Source organism: Leifsonia sp. 2TAF2 (genome assembly GCF_052115085.1).
Lineage (GTDB): Bacteria > Actinomycetota > Actinomycetes > Actinomycetales > Microbacteriaceae > Leifsonia.
In genome coordinates this window covers 930,968-942,471 of record NZ_JBFRFY010000002.1, presented here as the reverse complement: position 1 = coordinate 942,471, position 11,504 = coordinate 930,968, and the positions used below count along the sequence as shown (strand labels likewise).

Here is an 11,504-nt window from a genome sequence, read left to right as displayed (position 1 = left end):
TCAGGCCGGCTGCAGGAGGTCGCGGACGATGTCCGCCCTCCCCCTGCTGGCGTAGCGCGAATAGCGTCCGCCGGCGGCGATACGGAGCACCCCGGCCGGTCGCCGCAGCCGATTGGCGGGAAGGCCGGCACGCTCGGCCTCGAACCGGGCCTTCTCGCGCGCCGTCTCCAACAGCGTCGGCGGAACCCGATCGCCGAGGGTGGCCAGCCGGTCGGCCAGGGCTGCGAAGCGCGCGGCGAGCACGGCGTTCCGGTCACCCCGAGGCTCGAGGACACGCCTCACCTTGCGCGCCAGCGTTGGTGCTGCCACGCCGATCTGGTTGGCGTCGTGCTGGCGGTAATCGATGGTCGGTTCGGGCAGCACCTCGACACGACCGATCGCTGCCGCGACGACGGCCAGCCACTCGTCGTGCACCCAGCCGTCCGCGAACGGCAGCGTCGACTCGAGCAGACGGCGGCGGAACACCACCGTGGCTCCGGTCGCCAGGTTGCGGCGGATGAACGCGTCGAAGGCCCGGCCGGCGAGTTCAGCGCCGAGCTCCTCGGGCGCGATCTCCAGCGATTCGAATAAGGTCCGGCCCAGCGGCACGCCTGCTGAGTCCACCAGGTCCGCGTCGGTGTGCACCAAGAGCAGCGCATCGTCTGACGCGAAGCGGGCGACGATACGCTGCAGGCGGCCTTCGTGCCACACATCGTCCTGGTCGCTCAGCGCGATCAGTGCCCCATCGGCAGCGGACACGGCCCTCTGGAAGTTGCGCGTCACCCCGAGAGGTTCGTCGCCGGTGAGGACGACGACGTCGACTCCGTCGGCGAGGGAGGACCCGGCCAACTCTCGAACGATGGCCAGCGTGCCGTCCGTCGACCCGTCATCCGAAACGATCAGCTGCGCCGGGCGCGGGACCTGGCGGAGGATGCTCTCGATCTGCGCCCGCACGAAACGGGCGCCGTTGTACGTGCAGAGCGCCACGCTCACCTGGAGGCCGGCCGTCATCTGCTGGAGGCGATCCCGGGAACCGCACGACCCGCGGTGTGGGCTTCCCACGCCGAACCGACGATCTCGTCGAGCCCGTACGTCGCCCGCCAGCCCAGCCGCTCCCTGATCTTCCCGGCCGACGCGACCACGACGCCTGCATCCCCGGCGCGGCGCTCGACGACCTCGGGGACGAGGGAGGAGCCGGCGACCTCGACGATCTTCTCGATCATCCGGCGGACGCTCGTCCCCTCGCCCGTGCCGACATTGAACACCTCGTGGTCTCCGCGACCGGCCTCGGTGCTGTCGACGGCGACGAGGTGCGCCTGAGCGACGTCGAGCACGTGGACGAAATCGCGGACGCAGGTGCCGTCCGGCGTATCGAAGTCATCGCCGAAGATCTGTGGAGGAAGTCCCGCGTCGATCCGCTGAAACACCATGGGCACCAGGTTCGTCGTCGCGCGGTCGGCCAGTTCGGGTGTGGCGCTGCCCGCGACGTTGAAGTAGCGGAGGCTCACCGCCGAGACGCCGAAGGAGCGTCCAGCGTCGTGCACGAGCTGCTCACCGACCAGCTTGGTGCGGCCGTACGGATTGACAGGCTGCGTCACGGCGTCCTCGGAGATCGTGGCCCCGCTGACCGATCCGTACACCGCCGCCGACGAGGAGAACACCAGCCGGGTGACCCCGGCCTCCTCCATCGCCATCAGCAGGTTGGCGAGGCCACCGATGTTCTGCTGGAAGTACCACGCCGGACGCTCCACCGACTCCGCGACCTGCTTGCGGGCGGCGAAATGGAGAACGGCGTCGATGCGTTCCTCGCGAAGACAGGTCGCGAGCGGAGCTACAGCGTCCACCGATGCGAGATCGACTCGCAGAACCCGGATCCCAGGGATGCGGTCGGCGTCACCGAAGACGAGGTCGTCGGCGACCACCACATCGTCGCCGCGCCCGAGCAGCAGCCGGACGACATGCGCGCCGATGTAGCCGGCGCCGCCGGTGACCAGTATCCGCATGTGGTCCAGTCTAGAAGACGCCGTTGCGCCGGGCCTCGTTGTCGACGGGCTGGCCCCGGTGAACGTCTTCTGCGTGCTCCTCCGGCTCCGCCGCAGCGGCCGGATCGGCCACCTCACGGTCGGCAGGGCTCGGCGCCTGCAGGATCGCCAGCTGCCTGGCGAGGATGGTGATCTCGCGCTCGGTGGTGCGGTGGCGCCGCTGCATGAGGATCGAGTTGCCGGCGAACACCACGATGAGTCCGTAGAGGAGAAGATCCGTTCCTCTCCCGACCCCGACAGCGTGCGCGACCGCGGTGACAGCCGACGGGAAGATCACCGCCAGCACCACGAGGATCAGGAGAATCACCATCACCAGGCGGCGGATCGCGACGTGACGCTGCCCACGGCCCGGCAGCATCAGGAACACAGCGAACGCGGCGAGCACGACGATGAGGATGCCCTTGATCACGGTTTGTCCGGCGTCCATGGTGCACCTCCTATTTCACGAACAGATCGCTGAGGATGTTGACGGAATTCCAGACCGACTGCCCTTTCGCGCGGGAGTACGCGGTGTAGACCACGTGAACAGGCGCTTCGGCCCAGCGCAGCTGATTCCGCGAGATCTCCGACACGATCTCCGAGGCGTGCGCCATCCGATTCTGCGTGATCGCGATCGAGGAGGCTGCTCGGCGGTTGAAGGCGCGCAATCCGTTGTGCGCGTCGGTCAGGTGCAGCCCCGTGCTGCGCCGCTGGAACGCCACCGCCGTCTTCAGGACCGCCTTCTTGATCGGCGAGACCTTGGTGCGAGCGTCGAGGAACCGCGAGCCGATGACGACGTCGAGCGGCTGCGAGGCGAGCAGTTCGACCATCTTCCGCGCGTCGCCGACGTCATGCTGGCCGTCCGCATCGAAGGTGACGAAGAACTCCGCCTCGGGGTCACCCAGCGCCCAGTCCAGACCTGTGCGCAACGAGGCGCCTTGTCCGAGGTTGATCGGATGCTGAACGACGACGGCGCCCGCGGCTCTGGCCTCCGCCGCCGACGCGTCGGACGAGCCGTCATCGACGCAGACGACCTTCGGGAACACCGAACGCGCGCCCTCGACGACGCCGCGAATCACCGGCGCCTCGTTGAAGAGCGGGATCACGAGCCAGGTCATGCTCTCGACAGCTGAAATGGGTCGTCTCCTGGTCGACTCGTTACGGAATTGCTGCTCCATAGTAGCCCGCCGGCGTGTGGAGGACCTGGGCGCGCCACGGAGTCCAGGGACCGTCCGCGTACCTCGTGATAGTTTCGATGCGCGCTGCTCGCCTTCTGGAGCGGGCGCCTCCCACTCTGAAAGGACGAACGGCGTTGGCATTCGTTGCACCAGGGGCCGATGTCTCACCCGATGCGTCGATCGGCGAAGGGTCGAAGATCTGGCATCTCGCCCAGGTCCGCGAGTCCGCGGTCATCGGGGAGAACTGCATCGTCGGCAGAGGAGCGTACATCGGTACGGGCGTCCAGATGGGCGACAACTGCAAGGTGCAGAACTACGCGCTCGTCTACGAGCCCGCGCGTCTCGGGCACGGCGTCTTCATCGGCCCGGCCGTGGTGCTCACGAACGATACGTATCCTCGTGCCGTCACTCCCGACGGTGAGCTCAAGGACGCGCACGACTGGACACCGGTAGGCGTGGTGATCGGGGACGGCGCGTCCATCGGCGCGCGAGCGGTGTGCGTGGCCCCGGCGACGATCGGACGGTGGGCCACGGTTGCCGCGGGCGCCGTCGTCACGAAGGACGTGCCCGACTTCGCCCTCGTAGCAGGAGTGCCGGCGCGGCGCATCCGCTGGGTCGGCAAAGCCGGGGTGCCGCTCGAGCAGCACGGCGACGAATGGGTCTGCCCGAGCACAGGAGACCGCTACGTAGAAACGGACCATGGACTTACTGAGGTGAACGAATGACTGAAGCCCGAGCTTTCATCCCGGCGGCCAAGCCGATCATCGGAGACGAGGAACGCGCAGCCGTCGACGCGGTCCTGGCGTCGGGGATGCTCGCGCAAGGCGAGGAGGTCGCCGCCTTCGAGCGTGAGTTCTCCGCCGGACTGGTCGACGGGCGGCACGCCGTCGCGGTGAACTCCGGCACAGCGGGTCTGCACCTCGGCCTTCTCGCCGCCGGCGTCGGGCCGGGCGACGAGGTCGTCGTCCCCTCGTTCACCTTCGCGGCCACAGCCAACTCGGTCGCCCTGACGGGTGCGACGCCCGTGTTCGCAGACATCGACCCGGTGACCTACAACCTCGATCCCCGAGCGGTGGAGGCCGTCCTCACGGAGCGCACCGTCGGCGTCATGCCGGTGCACCTGTACGGTCAGCCCGCCGACATGGCCGGATTCGAGGACCTCACGTCCCGTCGAGGGCTGAAGCTGTTCGAGGACGCCGCGCAGGCGCACGGCGCGCAGTTCGACGGCCGACCGGTGGGATCTTTCGGCACTTTCGGGATGTTCAGCCTCTATCCCACCAAGAACATGACCTCCGGTGAGGGCGGCATCGTCACCACGGGCGACGGCGACGTCGCGCGCCGGCTCCGGCTCCTCCGCAATCAGGGCATGGAGAAGCAGTACGAGAACGAGATCGTCGGCTTCAACGCCCGCATGACCAACCTCCATGCTGCCATCGGGCGCGTGCAGCTCACGAAGGTGTGGGGCTGGACCGAGCAGCGCCGCGCGAACGCGGCCTTCTTCGACGCGCACCTCAGCGGAGTGGGCACACCGGTCGTCAGCGAGAAGGCCACTCACGTCTACCACCAGTACACGATCCGTGTCCCGGAGGACCGCGACGGTTTCGCCGCCGCGCTGCGGGAGGAGTACGGGATCGGCAGCGGCGTCTACTACCCGATTCCCAATCACCGCCTTCCGTCGTTCGCTCGCACGGAAGATCTGCCCGAGACCGAGCGCGCCGCACGGGAAGTCCTGTCGATCCCGGTGCACCCGTCGCTCTCCTCCGCGGACCTCGATCGCATCGTCGCGGCCGTGAACGCCCTCGCCGGAGCAGGTGCCTGATGGCCGACATCCGCATCGGCCTCATCGGCTTGGGGATGATGGGGCGGCACCACGCACGCGTCATCCGGGAGGTCGAAGGGGTCACCCTGGCTGCCGTCGCCGACCCCGCCGGCGACCCGCACAACGTTTCCGGCGAGCTCCCCCTGCTGGCGAGCGTCGACGATCTGATCGCGGCTCGGATCGACGCCGCGGTCGTGGCCGTGCCCACTGTGCACCACGAAGCTGTCGCGACAGCTCTTGCGGAAGCAGGAGTCCACGCGCTCGTCGAGAAGCCGATCGCGGGTGACATCGCCGCCGGTGAGCGCCTTGTCGACATCTTCGAGAAACGAGGACTGGTCGGCGCCGTCGGACACATCGAGCGCTTCAATCCGGCGCTCCAGAGCCTGCGCCAGCGGATCGAGGCCGGCGATCTCGGCGAGGTGTACCAGATCGCGACGCGACGGCAGGGACCGTTCCCCGCCCGGATCGCCGACGTCGGCGTCGTGAAAGACCTCGCGACCCACGACATCGACCTCACCGCATGGCTCGCGCAGAGCGAGTACGGGTCCGTCGCGGCCCACGTCGCGCTGCGGAGCGGACGCGAATTCGAAGACATGGTGTCCTTCACCGGACTTCTCCAGAACGGCGTCATCACCAACCACCTCGTCAACTGGCTCTCTCCGATGAAGGAGCGCGTGACCGTCGTCACCGGCGATCGCGGCGCCTTCGTGGCCGACACGATCAGCGGCGACCTCACCTTCTACGAGAACGGCACGACGACCACCGAGTGGGAGTCGGTCATGGCGTTCCGCGGAGTCAGCGAGGGCACCGTCGTCCGCTACGCGCTCACCAAGCGGGAGCCGCTGCGCCTGGAGCACGAGGCCTTCCGCGACGCGATCCTCGGCAAGGCCACCAACGTGGTCACCATGCGAGAGGGCCTGGCGAACGTGAAGGTCGCCGAGGCCGTCCTCCGGTCCGCGCAGGATGCATCGACCGTTCTCGTCTCCGGGTGAGCCAGCGCACGCCGAGGCGTGTCATCGTCGCCTCCCGGCTGTACCCGCCTGAGGTGGGTGCGGCGGCGTTCCGTCTGCGAGCGCTCGCCCAGGGGCTGGTCGCCGAGGGCGCGCGCGTGCGCGTGGTCACGACGGCGCCCCCGCGCCGCACGGCCCCGATGGAGCCCGACGACGGTATCGAGGTCGCCCGCTTCCCCGTCCTGCGCGACGCGGGCGGGAATGTGCGCGGGTACATCCAATACCTCAGCTTCGACGTGCCGTTGTTCTTCCGCCTGCTGATCGCCCGCGGAGATCTGGTCGTCTCGGAGCCCCCTCCCACGACCGGGATCGTCGTCGCGATGACGAGCATGCTCCGGAGGCGACCGTACGCGTACTACGCTGCGGACATCTGGTCGGACGGGCTCGTCGCGCTGGGTGCCCCGCGCGCCCTCGTCCGCCTCATGCGGGCGGTGGAAGGCTTCGTTCTCCGGCATGCTCAGACCGTCGTGTCCGTCTCGGAGGAAGTGACCGAGAAGGTGATCGCCTTCGGAGCGCCGGGCTCCGAGGTGGTGAGCGTCGGTAACGGTGTGGACACCGACGTCTTCACACCTGAAGGGCCCACACCCGTCTCCTCGCATCCCACGTACGTCTACACCGGATCGATGTCCGAGTGGCAAGCGCCAGCCGTGTTCGTGGAGGCTCTGGCGATCGTCCGCGAGCGGTTCCCGGACGCCTCGATCCGGTTCTTCGGGCAGGGAGTCGACGAGTCGCGGATCCGGGAGACCTCCGAGGCGCTGAACATCGCCGACCACGTCCACCTGGGCGGGGTCATCCCGGCCGCCGAGACGGCCACCTGGATCCGCGGGGCGACGGCCGCCCTGGCCAGTATCAGGCCGGGCATCGGCTACGACTTCGCGAGACCGACGAAGACCTACGCCGCCGCGGCGTGCGGCACTCCGGTCGTCTTCGCCGGGACAGGCGTCGGAGCGGCGCTGGTCGACGACAATGCGCTCGGCTGGAGCTGCGACTTCACGCCGCATGCCGTAGCCGCCGCTATGATCGCCGCGGCCGAAGCCGAGCTCGATGGGGAGACCGGCCGGCGCCGCAGCGAACGGGCCGGCTGGGCGAGAGAGAACGCCTCCCTCGCGGCAGCCGGTCGGCGGGCGGCTCGGCGCTTCCTCCGCGTTCCGGACTGAGCGGGCCGCTCCCGGTCAGCGCTGGCGCGTGGTGGTTCCGCGGGTCTCCAGCAGCTCCCGAGCCGCCGTCAGGAGTGTTGTGGCGTTGGCCTGGACCTGGCCCTCCCCCCAGAAGCGCTTCACGAAGTCCCGGTTCCGTGCGACCGCATCCGGGCCGAGCGGTCGGGCCAAAGAGGATGCGTCGCGCAGCTCGGAGGTGGAGCACACCGCCACGTCCTCTCGGCGGAGGAAGGCGTACACCGGGTTCACCTCGTCTAGGATCACCTGTGCGCCCGACTGAAGTGCCATGCCGATGTTGCCGAGCGCTTGCTGTCGCCGGGTGTTGACGATCACGACGCCGCACCCGCCGACGAGTGCGTTGTACTCCTCCAGCGGGAGCCGCTCGACGAGCGGCACGAACGCGTCTCCCAGAAGTCGAGCACCGTGAGCGACGACGGCGTCGCGGTACGACGGGTCGCCATAGCTGAGCGGAACGACGACCCGTGTCGCACCGAGGTCGTGCTGGGCGAGCAACTCGAACGCCTCGAGATGGTTGTTGGACGGTGTGGCCGAATTCCCGACGAGGATTCCCGGCCGGCCGGCATCCGGGGTCGTCGTCGCGGTGAACGTTTCCTCGAGGCTGGCGTAGCTCAGCTGCGTGAACGCGCCGTGGAACTCCGGATATCTCGACCGGAAGACCGGTTCGTCCGTGGGGACCGGGGCCGAGAAGAAGTCGGCCCGGCCGGCGGCTCGGTGGACCAGGCTGCGAGTGAAGGCGTGCCAGGGCGCGAGAGCCCGGCGGAGCAGGGGCGGCCGCTGAGAGCTCGCACTGTGGAGGTCGTCCACCAGTTTCCGGGTGAGCGGTCCGAACAGGTCGCGGTCGCCACCCGTGTCCGAGCCGTAGTAGTCGTATCCCCACCCGCTCCAGACCGTCACCGCCCGGGGAGTGGCGCGGGAGAACACGGCGGCAGCATGAGGCGTCATCGAATGGGCGATGATGACGTCGGCCTCGGGGCGATGCCGGAGCAGACGGAGAACACCCTGCATGGAATTGGCGGCGACGACGACCTCTCCCCCGGGTGGAGGGTACTGGAGCGTCCGATCGCCGGAGCGATTCACGACAATGTAGTCGTTCGAACCAGGGGCGACCGATTCGAACGTCCGCGCAGCGAACTGGAGGAACTGCGAGTCCGGTCCGATGTGGAGCACACGGATATCGGCAGTGCGGCTCACGCTAGCGCTTCCGTACCGCAGGCACGCCTGCCATGAGTGATCCACCGTCGACCGGAGCGATGACGCAGGCTCCGGCGGCGATCACCGCGTCATCGCCCACGACGAGGGGGTTTCCCGGCAGGCCATTGATGATGTTCGCACCGACGCCGATGAAGACCCCGGCCCCGATCTGAACGCGGCCGGCGACGTGGACGCCCGGAGAGACGGTCGAGAAGTCACCGACGACGGAGTCGTGGGAGATCGTGCAGCCCGAGTTGATGTGGGCGTGGTTGCCGATCACGACATTCGTGGTGAGGACGGACCCGGGGAACACGACGGCGCCGGGCGCGATGACAGCGGAATCCGAACGCTGGACGCTGGAGTGGACGACGGTCGCCGGCGTCGCTCCTCGGCCTTCCAGGGCGCCGGCGATGCGCCGGCGCGCTGCACTGTCGCCGACTCCCACGACGAAGCGCGAGTCCGTACCGAACTCCACCTCGTCGAGCAGGTGGACGCTGTGGCCGTCGACGACCGCGCTCGACCGGTACCGCACGTCGTCGACGACGAAGCGGATCTCGGGGACCTCGCGCCAGGCGCTCCTCGCCACCCAGGCGATCTCCTGGCCGTGCCCGCCGGCGCCGAAAACGTACAGGGTGGAGAAGCCGAGTTCAGCCTTCGAGCTCATCGCCCACCACGAGGACCCGGATCATGTCGGCGATCCTCTGGACGGCCGACTCGTCGACGGCACTGCCCGTCGGCAGCACGATCAGCCTTCCCGCGACGAGCTCGGTGCTCGGCAGTGCTGCGCCCGCATCCGGGTCGATCGTGCGATACGGCTCCATCCGGTGGATGCCGGGCCAGAAGTACTTGCGGGCGAGGACGTTCTTGGAGGTCAAGGCGGCCACGATGTCGTCTCGCGACGTCGACGCCGCGTCGTCGACCTCGATGGTGATGTATTGGAAGTTGTTCGACTCCGCTTCGTCGAAGGTCGTCAACCGGACCCCTGGAATCCCCGCGAGGAAGCGCTGGTAGGCGTGGTAATTGCGGCGGTTCGTGTCGATGACCGCGTCTATCGACTGCAGGTTGGTGAGACCCATCGCAGCGGCGACCTCGGTCATCTTCGCGTTCGAACCGGCAGAGATGACGTTGTCGGCCCCGGCGAATCCGAAGTTCCGCATCAACCGCGCCTGTTCTGCCACCTCGTCGTCGTCGGTGACGATCGCGCCGCCCTCGAAGGTGTTGAAGAACTTGGTCGCATGGAAGCTGAAGACCTCAGCGCGGCCGAAACCCCCGATCGGCGTGCCCGACGCGGAGACGGCGAAGGCGTGAGCGGCATCGAAGAGGAGCTGAAGTCCGTGCTCATCGGCGATCCGCTGGAGCTCGGCCACCGGGGCGGGCCTCCCCCACAGATGGACGGCGAGGATTCCAGTGGTGCGAGGCGTGATGGCTGCTCGCACGGATTCCGGGTCGAGGTTGTGGGTGCGGGGGTCGATGTCGGCGAACACCGGCGTGATGCCCTGCCAGTGAAGGGCGTGGGCCGTCGCCACGAAGGTGTACGAGGGCACGATCACTTCCCCGGAGAGGCCGAGGGCCCGGATCGCGATGTCGAGGCCGGCCGTGCCGTTGCTCACGGCCACGCAGTGCTTCACGCCGGCACGCTCCGCGATCCGCTCCTCGAACTCCTTCACCAGCGGGCCGTCGTTGGAGAGCCAGCGACGCTCGAACATCTGGTCGACGTACGAGTCGAAAACGGCACGATCGCCGATGTTGGGCTGACCGACGTGAAGAGGGCTCTCGAATGCGGGGATCGACAGCCATGCATCCGACGACGGCGTGCCGCCCGTGCGCGGTTCAGATTCCATCCCGACTCCTCTTCCTGCCGCGGCGGGGAAGCCACGACACGAAGCAGCTTACGTGACGTGCGCGACAGGCGACCGACGCAGCGGACGACCTACGAGAGGCGGCCGTGCCGCTCCACGAGGACGTCGACCACCCGCTCGGCGGCGTGGCCGTCGCCGTACGGCGCGGCGTCGGTTTCGGCCGGCCAGGGACGTTGTACCGCCTCTGGCAGGGTCTGCAGAGCGGACCCGACCAGCACGTTCCAGCCCAGGTCGACCGTCTCCACCCATTCGGTCTCCGGTCGAACCGTCGTCGTGGGCACCCTCAGCAGGAACGCCTCCTTCTGCAGGCCGCCGGAGTCCGTCACGACTCCTCGGCTGCCCATCACCGCGGCGACGAGCTCCGGATACGCCAGCGGGGCCGCCAGCTCGATGGCCCCGCGCTGCAACTCCACCCCGGAGGCGGACGCGGCCGCCACCAGCCGCGGATGAGCGAGGAGGCGGACGGGACGGTCGAGACCGGCGAGCGCGTCGACGATCGTGGCGAGTCGTCCGGGATCGTCCGTGTTGTCCGGCCGGTGGATCGTCGCGACGTAGTAGTCGCCGGCCGGCGCGGCACCCCCACCAGCCAGCACCTGGTCGCGGACGGCGTACAGCACGTCGGTCATCACGTCGCCGACGAGCACGCCGCGATCCGCCAGACCTTCGTCGGCCAGGTGGCCCATCGCGACAGCGGTGGGAGCGAGAAGCAGGTCGGCGGCGTGGTCGGTCAGCACCCGGTTGTGCTCCTCGGGCATCCTCCGGTTGAAGGACCGCAAGCCGGCTTCCAGGTGCGCGAGCGGCACGTGGAGCTTCACCGACGCGACAGCGGCGGCGAGCGTCGAATTGGTGTCGCCGTAGACCAGCACCCAGTCCGGCGAGTACCGCTGGATCACCGGTTCGAGCGCCGCGAGCATCGCTCCCGTCTGCTCGCCGTGCGAGCCGGAGCCGATCGCGAGATTGACGTCCGGCGCGGGGATCCCCAGGTCGCGGAAGAAGACATCGGACATCAGCTCGTCGTAGTGCTGCCCGGTGTGGACCACGATGTGTTCCGCCCTGTCCGCCATGGCGGAAGCGATCGGAGCCAGCTTGACGAACTGTGGACGGGCGCCCACGACACTCAATACACGCACCACTCAACCCTATGCGCTCGCGCCTCCCTCGGGCCGGCGAGCGGTCGCGCACGGCCGACACTCGGGGCGCCTTCTGTAAAATGGCCGCGACACCCGGCAGTCGACGGGTGCAGAGACGAGCCGTGATGATCCTGTTCCT

Annotated in this window: 12 protein-coding genes; 4 read left to right on the top strand and 8 right to left on the bottom strand. The window is 68.7% G+C overall.

The genetic code is table 11. The features are described from left to right. From AB4Z18_RS16685 to AB4Z18_RS16670, 4 genes are read right to left on the bottom strand one after another with little or no spacing between them, the layout of a single operon-like run. Positions 1 to 990: a glycosyltransferase family 2 protein gene (locus AB4Z18_RS16685; protein ID WP_441783858.1), complete on the bottom strand. Its 990-nt coding sequence runs from the start codon at positions 988 to 990 to the stop codon at positions 1 to 3. Next, positions 987 to 1,982, bottom strand: coding sequence for a UDP-glucose 4-epimerase GalE (galE, locus tag AB4Z18_RS16680; protein ID WP_441783857.1), 996 nt, complete (start codon positions 1,980 to 1,982; stop codon positions 987 to 989). The genes AB4Z18_RS16685 and galE overlap by 4 nt, the downstream gene beginning before the upstream one ends. Positions 1,983 to 1,992: 10 nt before the next feature. Next, positions 1,993 to 2,448, bottom strand: coding sequence for a DUF2304 domain-containing protein (locus AB4Z18_RS16675; RefSeq protein WP_441783856.1), 456 nt, complete (start codon positions 2,446 to 2,448; stop codon positions 1,993 to 1,995). Between the two features lie 10 nt (positions 2,449 to 2,458). Beyond that, entirely contained in the window at positions 2,459 to 3,118 is a 660-nt protein-coding gene (locus AB4Z18_RS16670; protein WP_441783855.1) for a glycosyltransferase family 2 protein, read from the bottom strand. Positions 3,119 to 3,312: 194 nt separating this feature from the next. Here AB4Z18_RS16670 and AB4Z18_RS16665 point away from each other — a divergent pair, with 194 nt between their 5' ends. Genes AB4Z18_RS16665 through AB4Z18_RS16650 form a run of 4 tightly spaced genes read left to right on the top strand, consistent with a single transcriptional unit; the run spans position 3,313 to position 7,164 of the window. Beyond that, entirely contained in the window at positions 3,313 to 3,903 is a 591-nt protein-coding gene (locus AB4Z18_RS16665) for an acyltransferase (RefSeq protein WP_441783854.1), read from the top strand. Continuing rightward, positions 3,900 to 4,997 carry a DegT/DnrJ/EryC1/StrS family aminotransferase gene (locus AB4Z18_RS16660; RefSeq protein ID WP_441783853.1) on the top strand — a complete coding sequence of 366 codons (1,098 nt, stop codon included), beginning with the start codon at positions 3,900 to 3,902 and terminating at the stop codon, positions 4,995 to 4,997. The genes AB4Z18_RS16665 and AB4Z18_RS16660 overlap by 4 nt, the downstream gene beginning before the upstream one ends. Then, positions 4,997 to 5,989, top strand: coding sequence for a Gfo/Idh/MocA family oxidoreductase (locus AB4Z18_RS16655; RefSeq protein WP_441783852.1), 993 nt, complete (start codon positions 4,997 to 4,999; stop codon positions 5,987 to 5,989). The genes AB4Z18_RS16660 and AB4Z18_RS16655 overlap by 1 nt, the downstream gene beginning before the upstream one ends. Continuing rightward, positions 5,986 to 7,164, top strand: a complete 1,179-nt coding sequence (locus AB4Z18_RS16650; protein ID WP_441783851.1) for a glycosyltransferase family 4 protein — start codon at positions 5,986 to 5,988, stop codon at positions 7,162 to 7,164. Before AB4Z18_RS16655 ends, AB4Z18_RS16650 begins: the two co-directional genes overlap by 4 nt. A 15-nt stretch (positions 7,165 to 7,179) precedes the next feature. On the opposite strand, the gene AB4Z18_RS16645 is transcribed toward AB4Z18_RS16650, so the two are convergent. The 4 genes from AB4Z18_RS16645 to wecB all read right to left on the bottom strand — a co-directional run bounded on the left by AB4Z18_RS16645 (position 7,180) and on the right by wecB (position 11,365). Beyond that, positions 7,180 to 8,376, bottom strand: a complete 1,197-nt coding sequence (locus AB4Z18_RS16645) for a TDP-N-acetylfucosamine:lipid II N-acetylfucosaminyltransferase (RefSeq protein WP_441783850.1) — start codon at positions 8,374 to 8,376, stop codon at positions 7,180 to 7,182. Position 8,377: 1 nt separating this feature from the next. Continuing rightward, on the bottom strand, positions 8,378 to 9,040 hold the full coding sequence (locus tag AB4Z18_RS16640; RefSeq protein WP_441783849.1) for an acetyltransferase: 663 nt from the start codon (positions 9,038 to 9,040) through the stop codon (positions 8,378 to 8,380). Then, positions 9,024 to 10,217 (bottom strand): DegT/DnrJ/EryC1/StrS family aminotransferase, encoded by a 1,194-nt coding sequence (locus AB4Z18_RS16635; protein WP_441783848.1) that lies wholly within the window; start codon positions 10,215 to 10,217, stop codon positions 9,024 to 9,026. The genes AB4Z18_RS16640 and AB4Z18_RS16635 overlap by 17 nt, the downstream gene beginning before the upstream one ends. Before the next feature lie 89 nt (positions 10,218 to 10,306). Beyond that, positions 10,307 to 11,365: a non-hydrolyzing UDP-N-acetylglucosamine 2-epimerase gene (wecB, locus tag AB4Z18_RS16630; protein WP_441783847.1), complete on the bottom strand. Its 1,059-nt coding sequence runs from the start codon at positions 11,363 to 11,365 to the stop codon at positions 10,307 to 10,309. Positions 11,366 to 11,504 lie beyond the last annotated feature (139 nt).

What these genes read in the sequence shown, in the direction of transcription:
- galE (WP_441783857.1), bottom strand. Translation starts at nt 1,982, where the DNA reads ATGCGGATACTGGTCACCGGCGGCGCCGGCTACATCGGCGCGCATGTC.
- AB4Z18_RS16635 (WP_441783848.1), bottom strand. Translation starts at nt 10,217, where the DNA reads ATGGAATCTGAACCGCGCACGGGCGGCACGCCGTCGTCGGATGCATGG.
- AB4Z18_RS16660 (WP_441783853.1), top strand. Translation starts at nt 3,900, where the DNA reads ATGACTGAAGCCCGAGCTTTCATCCCGGCGGCCAAGCCGATCATCGGA.
- AB4Z18_RS16675 (WP_441783856.1), bottom strand. Translation starts at nt 2,448, where the DNA reads ATGGACGCCGGACAAACCGTGATCAAGGGCATCCTCATCGTCGTGCTC.
- AB4Z18_RS16670 (WP_441783855.1), bottom strand. Translation starts at nt 3,118, where the DNA reads ATGACCTGGCTCGTGATCCCGCTCTTCAACGAGGCGCCGGTGATTCGC.
- AB4Z18_RS16685 (WP_441783858.1), bottom strand. Translation starts at nt 990, where the DNA reads ATGACGGCCGGCCTCCAGGTGAGCGTGGCGCTCTGCACGTACAACGGC.
- AB4Z18_RS16655 (WP_441783852.1), top strand. Translation starts at nt 4,997, where the DNA reads ATGGCCGACATCCGCATCGGCCTCATCGGCTTGGGGATGATGGGGCGG.
- AB4Z18_RS16640 (WP_441783849.1), bottom strand. Translation starts at nt 9,040, where the DNA reads ATGAGCTCGAAGGCTGAACTCGGCTTCTCCACCCTGTACGTTTTCGGC.